This is a genomic window from Streptomyces sp. NPDC047061 (assembly GCF_040643955.1).
In the GTDB taxonomy this organism is placed as follows: domain Bacteria; phylum Actinomycetota; class Actinomycetes; order Streptomycetales; family Streptomycetaceae; genus Streptomyces.
Window position 1 is genome coordinate 1 of the sequence record NZ_JBEYVI010000060.1, and the last position, 17,119, is coordinate 17,119.

The following is a 17,119-nucleotide window of genomic DNA, read 5'->3' on the forward strand; positions in this document are numbered from 1 at the left end:
GGGGTCGGTGAGTTGTTCTTCGGTGGCGGTGCGTCCGGTGATGTTGGAGATGACGGGCAGTTGGGTCGGGTGGTAGGTGACGGTCTCGGCGGTCTTCTGGAAGTCGGTGAGCATGGGTTCCATGAGGGCCGAGTGGAAGGCGTGGCTGACCACCAGGCGGCGTGTCGTGATGCCCTGGGTGGCGAGCCGGTCCGCGAGGGTGTCGAGGGCGTCGAGGGGGCCGCTGACGGACGTCGCGTGCGGCGAGTTGACGCCCGCGACGTCGATGCCGGTGCCGTCGAGGTGGGGGAGCAGCTCGGTCTCGCCCGCCTGGACGGTGAGCATGCCTCCGCCGGCGGGGAGTGCGCTCATGAGCCGTCCGCGTGCCGCGATGAGCCGGGCGGCGTCGTCGAGGGTCCAGAGTCCGGCGAGGTGGGCGGTGGTGAGTTCGCCGATGGAGTGCCCGAGCAGCTGGTCGGGGCGGACGCCGTGGTCTTCGAGGAGCCGGAAGAGGGCGACCTGGAGCGCGAACAGCGCGGGCTGTGCGTAGGCGGTGTCGTTGATGATCTCGTCGCCGCCGAGGATCACCTCGTCGAGCGGCCGGTCGAGATACGGGGTGAACGCGGCGCAGACCTCGTGGAAGGCGGCGGCGTAGACCGGGAACGCGGCATGCAGGCCCCGGCCCATACCGGGGGACTGGCTGCCCTGTCCGCTGAACAGGAACACGGTCCCGCCGTCGCCGGGCTCGCCCGTCACCAGGCGTGGGTCGGGCGCACCGGAGGCGAGCGCCGACAGGGCTCCGGCGAGCGACTCCCGGTCGGAGCCGTCCACGATGACGGCTGCCCGCCGCGTGAACAGGGCACGGGCCGTCAGGGACGCCGCGAGCCCGGCGGGGGACGCCTCCGGGGCGGCGGCCAGATGACCGGCCAGCCGGGCGGCGGCGGTGCGCAGCGCCTGAGGGGTCCGCGCCGACAGCGTCACCACGACCGGGCCGGCGGGCGGCTCGGCGGTCTCCCGCCCGGGAGCCTGCTCGAGGATGACGTGGGCGTTGGTGCCGCTGATCCCGAACGACGACACCGCGGCCCGGCGCGGACGTCCCGTGTCCGGCCAGGACGTGGCCTCGGTGAGCAGCGCGACATGGCCGTCCGCCCAGTCGACGTGCGGCGACGGCGCGTCCACGTGCAGCGTCTTCGGCAGGACGCCGTGCCGCATCGCCTGCGTCATCTTGATGACGCCCGCGACGCCCGCCGCGGCCTGCGTGTGCCCGAGGTTCGACTTGACCGCGCCCAGGTAGACCGGCAGGTCGGCGGAGTGCGCGCGCCCGTAGGTGGTGAGCAGCGCTTGTGCTTCGATGGGGTCGCCGAGGGTGGTGCCGGTGCCGTGCGCCTCGACGGCGTCGACCTCGTCGGGGGAGAGCCCGGCGTTCGCCAGCGCCAGCTCGATGACCCGCCGCTGGGCCGGTCCGTTCGGCGCGGACAGCTGCGTGGTCGTCCCGTCCTGGTTGATCGCCGAACCCTTCAGCACCGCGTGCACCGGATGCCCGAGCCGGACGGCGTCCGACAGCCGCTCCAGCAGGACGAGCCCGATTCCCTCGCCCCAGCCGGTGCCGTCGGCGGCGGCCGCGAACGACTTGCACCGGCCGTCGGGGGACAGGCCCCGCTGGCGGCTGAACTCCAGGAAGACCGACGGCGTCGACATCACGGTGACGCCGCCCGCCAGCGCCATCGAGCACTCGCCCGACCGGAGCGCCCGCGCCGCCAGATGGATCGCGACCAGCGACGACGAGCAGGCGGTGTCGATCGTCACGGCGGGCCCCTGGAACCCGAACGCGTGCGAGACCCGCCCCGAGGCGACGCTGCCCGCGCTGCCCTGCCCGAGATACCCCTCGACCTCGGCGGGCGCCCGGACGATCCGCCCCCCGTAGTCGTGGTACATCACCCCGGCGAACACGCCGACGTCGGTCCCGCGCAGTTCCGCGGCGTCGATTCCGGCGTTCTCGACGGTCTCCCACGTCGTTTCCAGAAGAAGCCGCTGCTGCGGATCCATCGAAAGCGCCTCACGCGGATTGATCCCGAAGAATTCGGCGTCGAATTCCCCGGCGTCATGCAGAAATCCCCCGTACCGCGTATAACTCGTGTGCGCCTTCCCTGGATCGGGGTCGTACAGCGAGGCGACGTCCCACCCCCGATCGGACGGAAACTCCGAAACGGCGTCCCGCCCGTCGGCGACCAGCTCCCACAGTTCCCGAGCCGACCCCACCCCGCCGGGATACCTGCACCCCGTCCCGACGATCGCGATCGCCTCACCCTGCCGCTCTTCGAGCTCCCGCACCCGCTCCCGCGTGCGATAAAGGTCGTTCGTCGCCCGCCGAAGATATTCGCGAATTTTCTCCTCGCCGGACATCCAACCTCCCACACAGCGCGACAGAAGCTCCTCCGCGCAGCGTAGGTCCGCCCCCTAACACCCCCCTTCAACTCCCCTTAAGCGGCACCGAAACCCCACCTCACCTCGGGGACACGGCGCCCCGTTCCGCTACAGCCAGCCGCGTTGAGCGGCCCGCAGACCGAGCTGGAACCGGCTCGCCGCCCCGAGCCGTTCCTGCAGGTCGCTCACCCGCCGCCGCAGCGTTCGCAGACTCACCCCCAGATGACGGGCCACCGCCTCGTCCTTCATCCCGGCCGCCAGCAGCCGCGTCAACGTCTGCTCGTCCTCGGAGAGTTCGCCGCCCACTTCGGGCCGGCCGAGCGGGGTCGCCTGCTGCCAGGCCAGTTCGAAGAACTTCTGCAGAGCCTCGGTGACCGCCGAGTGCCAGACGACGACGGCGCAGTAGCCGCCCGCCGCGGACGAGGTCAGCGGGAGCATCGCCCGGCGTCCGTCGACCACCAGCAGCTTCAGCGGCACGGACGGCAACACCCGGGCCTGCTCACCGAGTTCGACCATGTTCTGGACGCGGGACAGAGCGTTCGGATCCTCCAGGTCGCTCGCCGCGTAGAGGCCGCGTGAGACGATCCCGCGCTTCAGCAGGTCGGCCTGGAGGTCCGCCTGCGGTGCGGGCGGGGCGAGGTACGGCGGAGTGTCGAAGAGGCACACCTCGTGCTCGGCGCGGGCGTACATCTCCTCCAGGCGGGCCGCGATGGCGCCCTCGCCGGAGGCGACCTCGATCAGCCGGGACGGCTCCTCGCGCAGCTGGGCCGGGGTCGCCCTGGTCAGCAGCGCCCAGCCGGCCGCTCCCGCGTCGGGCTGATGCAGGATCGACTGGTACACCACCTCGTCGAAGGCGGAGACCCCCACCGCGGCCCAGGGGCTCGCGGCAGGGGTCTGTCTTGCAGGATCTTGTGCCCTGTTCACCATGGCTCGCCACGGTAGAGGGTCTTTGCTAAGGATCCTTACCGTGGCTCGTCGGGGCGTTGCTCACTTCAGGCCGAACGCCCGCAGCACGGTCTGGTCGATCCCGTTGCCGTCCAGGTCGGTGGCCCGCACCCGCAGCGACACCGTCTCGGCACCCTTCGCCGGCCTGAACCGCGCCGTGCCCTTCCTGACCTTCACCTCCTTCCAGGACGTGCCGTCGTCGTAGGAGACCCAGGCCTGCAGAGTGCTCGCCCGCACGCTCCCCAGCTGGTTCGCGACCGGCAGCCCGATCTTCACCGTGTGCCCGCGGTCGGCCCGGTTGAGCAGGTCCAGGCCCTTCGGGTTGATGCCGACCGTGAGCAGCGGCAGTGCCGTCTTGGTGTCGGTGTGCGCCGAGGGGAAGGTCCACTCGGTGTGCGTGCTCGTCGAGTACCTGGCCCACTCCGCCCTGCGCTGCACGTCCAGTTCGAAGCGGTACGCGGCCCGGTCCGCCGCCACGTCGAAGATGCCGTACCCGCCGAGCGTGGAGTCGCCGACCAGTTGCCCGTCCGCGTAGAGCTTGCCCTTCGCGGTGTTGTCGATGCCGTCGATGGCTCCGTAGTGGCCCGGCGTGGAGTCGGTCAACTCCGGTACCCGGAAGGTGAGTCTGTCTCCGTCGCGTGCGGAGAGCCCGTACTCCGTGCTGCTGCCCGGCCGGACGACCTGGCGCAGCCAGTCCTCGGCGGGCTCGGTTCCCGGCTCGGTGAAGGTGCGCAGCGGGCTCCACTCGCCCTTCAGCGTGTCCCACTTCGGATAGACGACGTGCCAGGTACGGGTGTCCGGGTCGACGTAGTAGTACTCGTCACGCTCCGTGCCCAACTGCGTGGGCACGCTGGTCTCGATGCCGAAGCGCTGCCAGGGCCGGAAGGTGTACAGGGTGTCCGCGCCCATGTCGCCTGCCGTGGCACCGTAGTAACGCGCCGTGCGCTGCACCGTGTCGGACTTGTCCAGGCGGTAGGTCTGGTTCGCGGTGATGGCGCCGCTCTGCGCGGCGAGCAGGTTGTAGACGTAGGGGCTGGTCGGCGTGCCGTTCAGCTTCAGCTTGACCTTCTTGCCGGTCTTCAGCAGGCTGCCGAGTTCGGCGCCCTGCTCACCGGTGGCGATCATCAGCGGGACGGTGGTCGCCCGGTCCACCGCCTCGATCCAGAAGCCCGGGGTCTTGCGGTAGGCGATCAGGTAACCCGCCCCGGCCCTGGTCGCGTTGTCCAGCGCGGACTGCGCCCGCTCCGTGGCGCCGAGCGCGACCACCGCCACCTTGCCCTTCACGTCGAGCCCCGCGAAGTCCGCCTCGGTACCGCCGCCCGCGTCCACCGCCTGGACCGTGTGCTCACCGCTGAACTTCAACGGGAAGTCCTCGTACGTCTGGCAGTAGTAGAGCGAGGAGAGCGACGTCTTCGGCGAACCGGTGACGCTCGCCGTCAACTCCTTCGCGTACAGGCGGAACTTGGCGTAGAAGCTCAGGGTGCCCTCGGTGACCTGCTGGGTCGGCGCCACGTAGACGTGATCGGTCCAGAAGCCCTGGCTGTAGGTGAGCCCCCAGGCGCTGCCCGGCCCGCTGCGGTACCAGTTGGTGCTGAAGCCCTGGAACTCGGAGTCCTCCTTGGTCTTCGGCTTGATCTCCACCGCCTTGCGGGCGTCGAGCACCACCGCGGTGTCCCCGTCGACCTTGATCTCCGGGTTGCCGACGATCGACGTGCCCACGGCCAGACCGCCCGCGTCCCGGTCCGGGATCCAGGTCGCGATGGAGTAGGTGCCGGCCGGTACCCGCCAGGTCCAGCCGGTGCCGATGAAGCCGTACTCGTCGGGGTAGGCGCCGTTCAGCTCCTGGAGCGTGTAGATCGACGCCCCGGTGGACGGGTTGCCCTCGCGGTCCACGATCGAGAGCTTGAGGTCGTAGGTCTTCGGCGCCCTCTGGAAGCCGACGCCCGTGGTGACCTGGACGCCGTCGGCACTCGCCGTGACATGGCCCGTGTAGCGGCCCTGGGCCTCCTGCGCCGGGTCGACGGTGACCGGGAGCGTGGCGGTGCCGTGCGCGGGCACGGTCAGCGCGTCGGCGCCCAGCGTGAGGGCGGCGAGCGACGACGAGACCTTCAACTCCACCGCCTTGTCGGTGGTGTTGGTGTACGTGATGTCCTTTTCGACGACCCCGGTGTCGCCGTCCTCGAACTCGCCGAAGCTCAGCGTCGGGGTCGCGAAGACACCTTGCTCGACCGCCCGCACCGCGTCGACCCGCCCGTCGCCCTGCTCGAACACGGAGTTGACGGTGTTCGTCTTCGCGGTACTGGCGAGGGACTCCTTGATCTGCTCGCCCGTCCAGTCCGGATGCGCCTCGGCGACCAGCGCCGCCGTGCCCGCGACATGCGGGGTGGCCATCGACGTACCGCCCGCCGTCGTGTAGTAGTCGTCGACCGGCGTGCTGCCGGGCATGCTGGTGCCCGCGGCGCGGGCCGCCGTGATGTTCACGCCCGGCGCGGTGATCTCCGGCTTGACCGCGTAGTCGCCGATGCGCGGGCCCCGGCTGGAGAACGAGGCCAGCTGGTCCGACTTGTCGACGGCGCCCACCGTCAGTGCCGAGTCGGCGATGCCCGGGGTGCCCACGGTCTGCTCGCCCGGCCCCGCGTTGCCCGCCGCGATCACGAACAGCGTGCCGGTGGCCGCGGACAGGTCGTCGACGGTCTCGCTGAGCACGTCCGAGGGGCCGGACGCCGTACCGCCCAGGGACATCGAGACGACCTTCGCGCCGGAGTGCGCCGCCCACTCCATGCCCGCGATGATCCAGGAGGCCTGACCGCTGCCCGTGTTGTCCAGCACCTTGCCGACCAGCAGCCGGGCGCCCGGGGCCACCCCCTTGTACCGGCCGCCCGAGGCAGCGCCCGAGCCGACGATCGTGGACGCCACATGGGTGCCGTGGCCGAAGCCGTCCTGCACGGTCTCGTCGGGTACGAAGCTCTCCGAGTCGGCGATCTTGCCCGCCAGGTCCGGGTGCCCGAGGTCCACGCCCGTGTCCAGGACCGCGACCTTGATGCCCGTGCCGTCGTATCCGGCCTTCCACACCTCGGGTGCGCCGATCTGCGGCACGCTCACGTCGAGGGACGCCTTCACCTTGGCGTCCAGCCAGATCTTGTCGATGCCGTCGCCGAGCCGCTTCGCGGCCTTCGCGGTGGGCGCGGTGCCGAGCGGCGGGGCGATGTCCGACCAGAACGCGCTCGACTTCCTCGCGCTGAGCGCCGCTCCGTCGATCCCAGGCAGCGCCAGCGTCCGGCGCGCGCCCTCGGGGGTCTCGGCGCCCTTGCCGTACGTCGCGATGACCGGGGTGCTGCCGGTCTTCGCGTCCGTGTACCCCTGTGCGACCAGCTGGGAGACGTTGAACAGGGCAGGGTCGAGGCGGCCCGCCTTGATCAGCGGGATGGCGTCCGCCGGCACGACGCTGACCTGGCCGTCCTTCTCGCTCGACAGGAAGGTGGCGGCCTCACGACCCTTGCCGCGCCGGACGTCGACGGCGTTCTTGCCGTCCGCTCCGACGGTGAGCGTCACGGTGTCGCCGGTGATGAGGGTGACGGTCTGCGGTGGGGTGGTGGTGCTCGGACCCGTGAGGGACGTGACGGGTGTGGTGACCGGGGACCCCGGAGCGGCTGCCGCGGGCGTGATCGCCCCCGCGAGCAGTCCGGCCGCTCCTGCCACGGCCCACAGGGCGTGGAGTCTTCGCATGGGTGGACGTCCTCCCCTGAACATGGAGACGCTTCCGCCCGGTAAAGCGGAAGCCAGAGATCAGAGTGGGCGCCGGGTCAGCGGTGGCTCAAGGGATCACGGTGGCCGGAGCGTGCCAATGCCCGCTTCGATCACGGCAGTTGGCGCACACGCCTCGTCCGGCGGATCCGGTCGCGACCGGCCGCGACCGGCCGCCCCCGGACCTGACGTCCGCGTTCCGGCCCCCGCACCCGCCCCGTCCCACGGCTTCGGCTCAGTGGGAACACAGCATTCCCTCAGCGAACCGGCACAGACTTGCTACATGTCTGCCACCGCAGGGGTCCGAACCGGCCGGGTCCGCGTCCTCATCGTCGACGACGAGCCCGGTCTCACCGAGTTGCTCTCCGCCGCCGTCGCCGACGCGGGCTGGCGGCCCTACCCCGCGCTCGACGGGCAGACGGCACTGCGGCTGGCCCGCGGCTGCGCCCCGCACGCGGTGGTGCTCGACGGCATGCTGCCCGACCTCGACGGCCTGCAGGTGCTGCGCAGACTCCGCTACGAGATGCCGAGGCTCCCCGTCCTGATGCTCACCGCCCGCGACGCCATCGAACACCGTATCGACGGCCTGGAGGCCGGGGCCGACGACTACGTCACCAAGCCCTTCTCCCTGGAGGAGGTCGTGCTGCGGCTGCGCGGACTCCTGCGCCGGGCCGGCACCGAACAGCCGCCCGCCGACGACTCGGTACGGGTCCTCGGCGACCTGGTGCTCACCGGAGAGTCCCGCGAGGTGCAGCGGGCCGGCACCCCGATCAAGCTCACCGCCAAGGAGTTCGACCTGCTCAGCCTGCTCCTGGACCATCCGCGCCAGGTGCTCAGCAAGGCCCAGATCCTCGACCACGTCTGGAGCACCTCCTTCGACGGGGGCGGCAACCTCGTCGAGGTCTACATCTCCAGCCTGCGGCGCAAGATCGACCGGGGGCGGGCCCCGATGATCCACACTGTGCGCGGCATGGGCTACGTCGTCCGGCCCGTGGAGGAGAGCAGATGACCGCCCGGCTGCAGAGCCGCTCGCTGCGCACGCGACTGCTCGTCTTCATCACCGCCGTCCTCGTCTGCGTGTGCGCCGCGATGGCCCTGACCACGGTGTTCGCCCAACGCGCCTATCTCATGGGCAACCTGGACAACCAGGTGGGCGACGCGGCCGAGCGCGGCGTCGGCGGCGCCGCCCTGCACCCCGACCTCACCCGCGACCTGACCTTCCTCAACGAGAGCGGCCACCCGGCCGGCATGCTCGCCGCCCGCCTGGACGCCAAGGGCGACATCATCAACGCAGCCGTCGTCAGCCAGGACGCACCCCCGCGCTCCCTCAGCACAGCCCAGACCGACGCCCTCGAAGGCCTCGCACAGGACGGTTCCACCCACACCCGCCAGGTCCCCGGCCTGGGCACCTACCGGGTCACCGCCCTGAACGCGAGCGGTGTCCGCGTCCTGGCCGGGCTCCCCATGGACAACGTCCTGGACACCATCAGCGGCCTGGTGGAGGTCGAGACCGTGGTCGCCGGCGTCGGCCTCACGATCGCGGGTTGCGTCTGCGCGGTGGTGATACGACGACAGCTGCGCCCCCTCGGCCGGGTCGCCGCCACCGCCGTCGAGGTCTCCCACGCACCGCTCGGCCGCGGCCAGGTGACCGGCCTGACCCGGGTGCCCGAGCGGGACACCGACCCCGGCAGCGAGGCCGGGCAGGTCGGCGCCGCCCTCAACCGCATGATCGACCACGTCGAGGCGTCCCTGGCGGAACGCCAGCGCAGCGAGGAACAGGTGCGCCGCAGCGAGGAGCGCATGCGCCGCTTCCTCGCCGACGCCAGCCACGAACTGCGCACCCCGCTCGCCTCGATCGCCGGGTACGCCGAGCTGATGAACCGCGGCACGGACCGTATCGAACCCGGCCTGGCCTGGCGCCGGGTCAACGCCGAGTCGGCCCGGATGCGCAGCCTGGTGGAGGACCTGCTGCTGCTGGCCCGCCTCGACGAGGGCCGTCCGCTGCAGTCCGCCGAGGTGGACATGGCCGCACTGGTCGCGGAGGCCGTGTGGGACGCGCGGGCGGCCGGCGCCGGGCACGTCTGGCAGCTCGAACTCGGCCTCGACAGCCCGTCGCTGGTGCTCGGCGACGAGGCCCGCCTGCACCAGGTGGTGGCCAACCTGCTGGCCAACGCGCGGGTCCACACCCCCGTCGGGACCACCGTGACCGCCACGGTCGACGTCACCCCGACCACCTGTGTGATCCGGGTCCGCGACGACGGCCCCGGCATCCCGCCCGCCCTTCTCCCGACCGTCTTCGAACGCTTCACCCGGGCCGACACCTCCCGCACCCGCGCCGGCGTCCTGGAGGGCGGCTCGGGCCTGGGCCTCGCGATCGCCTCGGCCATCACCACGGCCCACGGCGGCCGCCTCGACGTGGACAGCGTCCCGGGCCGCACGGAGTTCACCCTGGAACTCCCGGTCACCGAACTCCCGCCGACCGGAACGGCGATCGGCGCCCGCACGGCACCCGTGTAGCCGGGCACCGTGCGGGCGGACACCGAGATCGCCCGGACCGCTGGGGATCGGACCGTTGAGGATCGGACCGCTAGGGATCGGATCGCTAGGGAGTGGTCGTGAACGTGTCGAAGTCGGCCTCGCCGGTGGTGCCCGAGGCGTGCGAGGTCTGGGTGAGGCCGACGTCCTGGGTGGCCGCGGCGGTCGGGACGGTGATGGTGCCGACCAGGTTCCAGGTGGTGTCGTCGGTGGAGTAGTAGCCGCTGTACGTGGTGCCGTCGCGGACCAGCTTCAGCCACGAGGGGTAGGTGGCGGTGCCGGTGGAGTCCTGGGAGTCCAGCTTTCCGTCGCCGTCGCTGTCCCAGTCGAGGAGGTAGCCGTTGGAGGGGGTCGCGACCAGGGCCAGGTAGCCGGCGGAGCTGTCGGGCTGGGTGATGTCGTTGCGGACCATGATCCCGGCCTTCGCCCAGACGCTCGTGTTCGACTGGGAGTCGAGCTTCACGGTGGTCACGGAACCGTCGTGCTCGGCCCCCGGCAGATAGACCGTGCCGTATTCGTTGGTGCCGTTGTACAGGTCGGCGCCCTGGGCCCGGATCCCGAGCCGGCTGCCGGACTCGCTGAAGCCCGCCGTGGTGGAGGCGAACGTCCGGTACGGGGCCGTCACCTGGTGGTTGACGGTGATCGTGTCACCGGCGGTGAGCCTGGTCCTCGCACCCGACCGGAAGCGGTAGACGGCCGTCCCCTGGAAGTCGCTGGAGGCGAAGAGTTCCGCCGAGGGCGGGATGGCGACGGAGTAGGTGGCCTTCAGCGCGTGGCCGCCCCGGATCGTCCGGGCCGACGTCGCGGACTTCGTGGTGATCTTCGTGCCGGACGGCCCGGTGAGGGTCAGAGCGGTGTCGGTGACCGGCCGCGACCCGTTGTCGGACAGGACCGCGGTCACGGTGCGCGTGGTGCTGTCGCTCGACGCGGGGGCCCAGTTCAGCGCCAGCGAGACGTCCGGAGCCGCACCGGCCACCGGATGGCGGCTGGGATGCACCCGGTACAGGACCACACCGTGCGGCGGCACGTTCGCCGCGATCCGGCCGGCGGACTCGGTCAGCCGCTGGTTCCACAGGTCCCGCAGGGCGTAGTCGCGTGCCGCGGGCAGACCCAGCGCGGCCGCGGTCGTGGCGACCTCCCGGGGAGCCGAACCGGTGTTGAACAGACCGACGACCACGTCACCGTCGCGCTCGGTCTTGGCGAACACCTGGGAGTTCGTGTCCGAGGAGATCCGCCGGGCGTCGATGCCGTCCTGGTCGACCGCGAGCACGTCGGTGTTCTTCAGCAGGGCGAGGTCGGCGGGATCGAGGTGGGTGAGGTCGGTGCCGAGGATCAGCGGGGAGGCGGCCAGCGACCACAGGCTCATCTGCGTCCTGCGCTCGTCGGGGGTCAGGCCGTTGTGGTCGCCGTTGCCGATCTCCAGGGAGTCGTAGTCGTTGTACCCGCCGGGGCCGCCGTACGGGGCCCACGCGGCGACCTGGTCGAACCGGGAGGCGACCGAGGCCCAGGTGGTCAGCGGATAGCTGCTGTCGTCCGGCCCGCAGTAGCACTCGATGTCGCCGCCGGTGCGCCAGCCGTTGGACAGCTTGGCCCAGGTGGCCGCGTTGTTGATGTCGAGGTTGTTGGACAGCTCCAGATGGATGGGCCGGCCGGTGTGCTTCAGCGCGTCCGACCAGGCCTGGACGTCCTGTTGGTCCCAGGTGCCGACTCCGTCGATCTTGAGATAGTCGATGCCCCAGCCGGCGAACTGCCCGGCCCAGGAGTCGATGAACGCCTGCGCACCGGGCTTGGTGTAGTCGATGCCCACCATGCCACCGCAGTTGTAGTTGTTCTCCGAGGTCGTCGTGGCGATGTCCCGGGCGTGGTACGGGGTTCCCTGGATCGCGGTGTTCTGCGCGACCGCCTGCTGGGAGATGCCGGGAGTGACGTACAGGCCGAACTTCAGCCCGAGGGAGTGGACATGATCGGCTACCACCTGGACGCCGTTCTCACCGCCCCGGGGCGGGAACTTGGCGGGGTCGGTGACCCAGCGGCCGTACTGGTCGACGTCCGGCCCCTGGCTGCCCGGGCACTGGTACCAGAAGTCGTCGACGTTGGCGTAGACGAACCCGTTCTTCGCGAGCCCGCTGTCCTTGAGCGCCTTCGCCTGCGCTTCTATGGTCTGTGCGGTCGGATTGCGGCGGACGAAGCTCCAACTGCTCCATCCGAGCACGGGTTTGAGCCCGACATCGTTGTCATCGGCCAGCGCAGACCCCGCTCCCGCACCGGTGATCCCTGTGGCGAGCAGCAGCGCTCCGGTGAACGCGGCCAGCAGGCCGCGGATCTGTCTTCTCATGAGTTCTTCCTCCATCGCAGCGCCCTGACAGCGCGACGGTCGGTATCGGAAGGCCAATGGCTCAGAAACCGTCAAGAACCAACCTCATGGCCGCGTCAAGTGAACATGACCGAACTCCAGTCACCACATGGCGTGGTTGGCCAAAAAAGGGTCAAGCCTGTGCGCCCACTGTGGTGACCCGGCTGTCCGATTTCGTCGGCCGTCCGCCGTTTACAGCCGCCCCCGACCGCGCTAGCTTCACAGGGGAGTGGGGTGGGAGCGCTCCCATCGGCTTCGGCGGACCGGAACCCGTTGACGCGCCGGGCTCGCTTCCACCCCGCGCTCGTCCCCGTGACCCGCGCACGGCCATTCACCCCACACAGAGGTAGATCTGTCATGCCTATGACAAACAGGCAACTCCTCTCCCGTCTCCCCCGATTACCCCGCCCCACCAGGGACCGAGCCCTGTTCCTCACCCTCCTCGCCGTCCTCACCACGGTCCCCGCCCTGGCCCTGATCCTGGCCGCCGGCACCCCGGCCCAGGCGCACGGCACCCCGATGAAACCCGGCAGCCGCACCTTCCTGTGCTGGCAGGACGCGCTCACCGACACCGGGGAGATCAAGCCCGTCAACCCCGCCTGCAAGGCGGCCCAACAGGTCAGCGGGACCACGCCGTTCTACAACTGGTTCTCCGTGCTCCGCTCGGACGGCGCCGGCCGCACCCGCGGCTTCGTGCCCGACGGGCAGCTGTGCAGCGGCGGCAACCCCAACTTCACCGGCTTCGACCTGCCCCGCGACGACTGGCCGGTCACGCATCTCACCTCCGGCGCCACCGTCGACTTCTCCTACAACGCCTGGGCGGCGCACCCGGGTTGGTTCTACGTTTACGTCACCAAGGACGGCTACGACCCGAACCGGCCGCTGACCTGGGACGACATGGAGAACACGCCGTTCCTGACCGTCGACCACCCGCCGCTCAACGGCACCCCGGGCACGGTCGAGGCCAACTACTCCTGGACCGGGCAGCTTCCGGCCAACAAGAGCGGGCGGCACATCATCTACATGGTGTGGCAGCGCTCGGACAGCACGGAGACCTTCTACTCCTGCTCGGACGTCGTCTTCGACGGCGGCAACGGCGAGGTCACCGGCATCCACGACCCGGGCAACCCCACCGAACCCCCGCCCGGCACCTGCACCGCCACCCGGACCACGACCAACAGCTGGCCCGGCGGCTACCAGTCCGAGGTCACCGTCACCAACAGCGGCGACGTCCCGATGCTCGGCTGGATGGTCGACTGGACGCTCCCCGGCGGGCAGTCGGTGGCCAGCCTCTGGAACGGCAACGCCACCTACAGCGGACAGGACGTGATGGTCCACAACGCCGGCTGGAACGGCTCGCTCAGTCCCGGACAGAGCACGACGTTCGGCTACGTCGTCCAGGGCGACGGCGGGGACAGCGCGACCGGCCTGCCGTGTCAGGTCGGTTGACGCACGCGATCCGCTCTGGGCGGACCCGGTGTCGGTGCGCACCGGGTCCGCGAGCCGGGCAGGCGAGGGGGGGTGGGTGGGCCTGTCCGGGTGGGAGTTGCTCGAAATGCCTCTTGAGCGCCTTGCTGTGCGCCTTGCCGTGTGCCTTGCTGTGCGGCTTGTGTCGACGCCGCGGCGGGCGACAACGTTGTCTCATGGTTTGTGCGTGACTTTACCGTCTCAACCGACAACGATGTCAAGGCATTTCGGATCGCCCGACCGGGTGAACCGGTCCGATGGCCTGCGGGGAATTCGCGGTCTTCCGTGGTAACGGTGGCGCACGTTACTGTCCCTGCGGCTTGTGCGACCCGTGGTGCGCGACCCGTCCGGAGGAGGAAGGGCCGCGTCATGCGTTTCCGACCCATGTCCCTGCTGCTGGCCGCGGTACTCGCGGCAGGCGGCGCCACCCCCGCCCTCGCGGCGACCACCAGCGCACCCCCAGAACTGGTCAAGGACCCCACGGCGTACGTCGATCCGCTGATCGGCAGCAAGAACGGCGGTGACACCTTCCCGGGCGCCGTCGTGCCGTTCGGCATGCTCTCCTGGAGCCCGGAGAACACCAGAGGCGACGCGACGAGAACGGCCGCACCGGGCGGCTACCAGTACGACGCCACCCGCATCCGCGGCTTCAGCCTGACCCACATGTCCGGCACCGGCTGTGCGGGCGGCAGCGGCGACATCCCCTTCTTCCCGTACGCCGGCGAGGTCACCTCGTCCCCGGCGGGGGACACCAAGGACGCCGTCTACGCCTCCGACTTCAGTCACGCCGACGAGACCGCCGAGCCCGGCCACTACAAGGTGGGCCTCGCCTCCGGTGTCACCGCCGACCTCACCGCGACCACCCGTACCGGCTCGGGCCGCTTCACCTACCCGGCCGACAAGCCCGCCTCCCTGCTGATCCGCACCGCCAACTCCGAGGTGGGCTCGGCTGATTCGACGGTCTCCATCGACCCGGCGACCCGCACCGTCTCCGGCTCGGTCACCTCCGGCGACTTCTGCGGCTATCTCGACCCCGAGGGCCAACGCTCCTACTACACCCTCTACTTCACCGCCCACTTCGACCGGGCCTTCACGGCCACCGGCACCTGGCAGGACGACCGGCTCAGCCCGGGTTCGACGACCGCCTCCGGCGGCACCGGCGGCTTCTCGGCGAACGGCGGCAGGCCCGTCGCCGGCAAGGGAGCCGGCGGATACGTGCAGTTCGCGCCCGGCTCGGACCCGGTGAACGTCAAGGTCGGTATCTCGTACGTCAGCCAGGCCGCCGCCGAGGCGAACCTGCGGGCTGAGAACCCGCCGCACCGCTCCTTCGACGCCGTCCGCGACGCGGCCCGCCGCGCCTGGCGCGACCGCCTCGACGCCATCCGGGTCGGCGGCGGCACCGACGCCGACCGCACCACCTTCTACACGGCGCTCTACCACTCCCTGTTCCACCCCAACGTCATCAGCGACGCCGACGGCCGCTACCGGGGCAGCGACGACAAGGTCCACCGGGTCGCTCGCGGCCACCGGGCGCAGTACGGCACCTTCTCCGGCTGGGACGTCTACCGCGACCAGGTCCAGCTGCTCACCCTCCTCGACCCGCGCACCGGCTCGGACATCGCCCAGTCGCTCTACGAACTCGCCCGGCAGAACGGCGGGGTCTGGGACCGCTGGCTGCACGGCGCGAGCGGCACCCACGTCATGAACGGCGACCCGTCGCCCACCGCCCTCGCCGGCATCCGGGCCTTCGGCGGCACCGACTTCGACCTGAAGGGGGCCCTTGACTCGCTGGTGAAGGCGGCGACGGTCCCGACGGCCCAGGACCTGTCGGCGGCCGGCAAGCCGGTCCTGTCGGTGGGCCAGCGCCCGTCCCTGGACAAGTACCTGGCCAACCACTACATGCCGTCCGTGTCCAACGCCTGGGGCGGCGCCGCCGAGACCCTGGAGATGTCCACCGCCGACTTCTCCCTCTCCCAACTCGCCGCGGCGGCAAAGGAGAAGAGCACGGCCGCGGCCTTCGCCGACCGGTCCCAGTGGTGGCAGAACAACTTCGACATCGCCGCCGACCCCACCGGCGGCTACATCGCCAACCGCAAGGCCGACGGCAGCTGGGTCACCGGCTTCACCCCGGGCACCGGCAACGGGTTCGTGGAGGGCACGGCCGCCCAGTACACCTGGATGGTCCAGCACAACCCGGCCGGGCTCTTCGCCGCGATGGGCGGCACCGACCGGGCACTCGCCCGCCTCGACGCCTTCTTCCACAACAGCGACGGCAGCTGGGCCTTCACCGGCAGCGGCGGCGACAAGTCCGAACTGGACAACGAACCCTCGCTCAACGTGCCCTACCTGTACGACTACGCCGGTGCCCCCTACAAGACGCAGGAGACCGTCCGCGCGGCGATGACACAGCTCTGGTCGACACAGCCCGGCGGCATCCCCGGCAACGACGACCTCGGCGCGATGTCCGCCTGGTACGTCTTCTCCGCGCTCGGCATGTACCCGCAGGTCCCCTCCCGCGCCGAACTCGTCCTCGCCTCACCCCTGTTCGAGCGGGTGGAGATCGACCGCCCGGACGGCAACGACATCTCGATCCACGCGCCGGGAGCGGCCGCCGGCGCCCCGTACGTCCAGTCCCTGAAGGTCAACGGCAGTACCAGTGACCGCCCTTGGCTCGACAGCTCCTTCGTCCGCGACGGCGGCCGGCTCGACTACACCCTCGCCGCCACCCCGAACCGCACCTGGGGCACCTCCTCCGCACCCCCGTCCTTCCGCCGGGGCGAGCAGCCGTACCAGATCGGCGTCGGCCCCACGGCGGCGACGATCGCCCCCGGTGACAGCGCGAAGGTGGACATCCGCGCGCTCTCCCTGACGGGCGGCACCGGCCCGGAGGTCCGCTTCCGCGTCCAGACCCCGGACGGCGTCGAGGCCACCCCCGCCGAGGGCACGGTGACCGACGGCTCCCAGCAGCTCACCCTCGCCACCACCCCCGACACCCCGCAGGGCTACTACGACGTACAGGTCACGGTGACCTCCGCCGACACCTCCTACTCCCAGCCGGTCGCCCTCACCGTCGCCGCGCCCGGCAGCCTGCTCGCCGCCTACGACAACACCGGCGTCTCGGACGACTCCGGCGAGCACGACGAGGCCGACTTCGACGGCGGCGGCTGGAGCTACTCCCGCCAGGCCCTCGCGGCGGCCGGCCTCACCGCGGGCGGCCAGGGCACGATCGACGGCCTCACCTACACCTGGCCGAACGCCCCCGCAGGCCGCCCGGACAACGCCACCGGCACCGCCCAGACCATCGAACTCCCCACCCCCGCGGCCACGTTGTCCTTCATCGGCAGCGCCACCAACGGCAACCAGGCCACCCGGGCGGCCGTCACCTACACCGACGGCACCACCGACACGATCGACCTCTCCTTCACCGACTGGACCATCGGCGGTGGCGGCGGCACCGTCCAGTACGGCAACGAGATCGTGGCGAGGACCCCGTACCGCAACGTCGCGGGCGCGGACAAGGATCCGGTGGCCACCTACGTCTTCGCGACCAGGCCGTTCACGGCCCCGGGCGGCAGGACCGTCAAGAGTGTCCGGCTTCCCGAGAACAGCGACCTGCACGTGTTCACTCTCGCCACCGGCTGAACCGGCCAGGAGAGAGGGGGCGGACCCGAA

The 17,119-nt window shown here is 71.0% G+C and carries 8 protein-coding genes; 4 read left to right on the top strand and 4 right to left on the bottom strand.

Annotated features, from left to right (window positions below):
• The 3 genes from ABZ887_RS46490 to ABZ887_RS46500 all read right to left on the bottom strand — a co-directional run.
• The coding region (locus tag ABZ887_RS46490; protein WP_361304910.1) for a type I polyketide synthase at nt 1–2,382 on the bottom strand (2,382 nt) is incomplete at its 3' end.
• 129 nt (nt 2,383–2,511) lie between these two features.
• On the bottom strand, nt 2,512–3,270 hold the full coding sequence (locus ABZ887_RS46495; RefSeq protein ID WP_361304912.1) for a helix-turn-helix transcriptional regulator: 759 nt from the start codon (nt 3,268–3,270) through the stop codon (nt 2,512–2,514).
• A gap of 120 nt (nt 3,271–3,390) precedes the next feature.
• Nucleotides 3,391–7,074 carry a S8 family serine peptidase gene (locus tag ABZ887_RS46500; RefSeq protein WP_361304914.1) on the bottom strand — a complete coding sequence of 1,228 codons (3,684 nt, stop codon included), beginning with the start codon at nt 7,072–7,074 and terminating at the stop codon, nt 3,391–3,393.
• A 301-nt stretch (nt 7,075–7,375) separates the two neighbouring features.
• On the opposite strand from ABZ887_RS46500, the gene ABZ887_RS46505 reads away from it, so the two are divergent.
• A complete protein-coding gene (locus tag ABZ887_RS46505; RefSeq protein WP_361304916.1) occupies nt 7,376–8,101 on the top strand; it encodes a response regulator transcription factor in 726 nt (241 codons plus the stop codon).
• A complete protein-coding gene (locus ABZ887_RS46510) occupies nt 8,098–9,609 on the top strand; it encodes an ATP-binding protein (protein WP_361304917.1) in 1,512 nt (503 codons plus the stop codon). Before ABZ887_RS46505 ends, ABZ887_RS46510 begins: the two co-directional genes overlap by 4 nt.
• An 85-nt stretch (nt 9,610–9,694) precedes the next feature.
• On the opposite strand, the gene ABZ887_RS46515 is transcribed toward ABZ887_RS46510, so the two are convergent.
• The gene (locus tag ABZ887_RS46515; protein ID WP_361304919.1) at nt 9,695–11,962 is read right to left on the bottom strand and encodes an NEW3 domain-containing protein; all 2,268 of its coding nucleotides are present in this window, start codon (nt 11,960–11,962) and stop codon (nt 9,695–9,697) included.
• Nucleotides 11,963–12,337: 375 nt separating this feature from the next.
• Between ABZ887_RS46515 and ABZ887_RS46520 the strand changes: the two genes are divergently transcribed.
• Together ABZ887_RS46520 and ABZ887_RS46525 are read left to right on the top strand one after the other, a co-directional pair.
• The gene (locus ABZ887_RS46520; RefSeq protein WP_361304921.1) at nt 12,338–13,429 is read left to right on the top strand and encodes a lytic polysaccharide monooxygenase; all 1,092 of its coding nucleotides are present in this window, start codon (nt 12,338–12,340) and stop codon (nt 13,427–13,429) included.
• 387 nt (nt 13,430–13,816) lie between these two features.
• Nucleotides 13,817–17,089 (top strand): GH92 family glycosyl hydrolase, encoded by a 3,273-nt coding sequence (locus tag ABZ887_RS46525; RefSeq protein WP_361304923.1) that lies wholly within the window; start codon nt 13,817–13,819, stop codon nt 17,087–17,089.
• Nucleotides 17,090–17,119 lie beyond the last annotated feature (30 nt).

Coding starts and splice junctions, on each gene's coding strand:
- ABZ887_RS46500 (WP_361304914.1), bottom strand. CDS start 7,074: ATGCGAAGACTCCACGCCCTGTGGGCCGTGGCAGGAGCGGCCGGACTG.
- ABZ887_RS46505 (WP_361304916.1), top strand. CDS start 7,376: ATGTCTGCCACCGCAGGGGTCCGAACCGGCCGGGTCCGCGTCCTCATC.
- ABZ887_RS46510 (WP_361304917.1), top strand. CDS start 8,098: ATGACCGCCCGGCTGCAGAGCCGCTCGCTGCGCACGCGACTGCTCGTC.
- ABZ887_RS46515 (WP_361304919.1), bottom strand. CDS start 11,962: ATGAGAAGACAGATCCGCGGCCTGCTGGCCGCGTTCACCGGAGCGCTG.
- ABZ887_RS46520 (WP_361304921.1), top strand. CDS start 12,338: ATGCCTATGACAAACAGGCAACTCCTCTCCCGTCTCCCCCGATTACCC.
- ABZ887_RS46525 (WP_361304923.1), top strand. CDS start 13,817: ATGCGTTTCCGACCCATGTCCCTGCTGCTGGCCGCGGTACTCGCGGCA.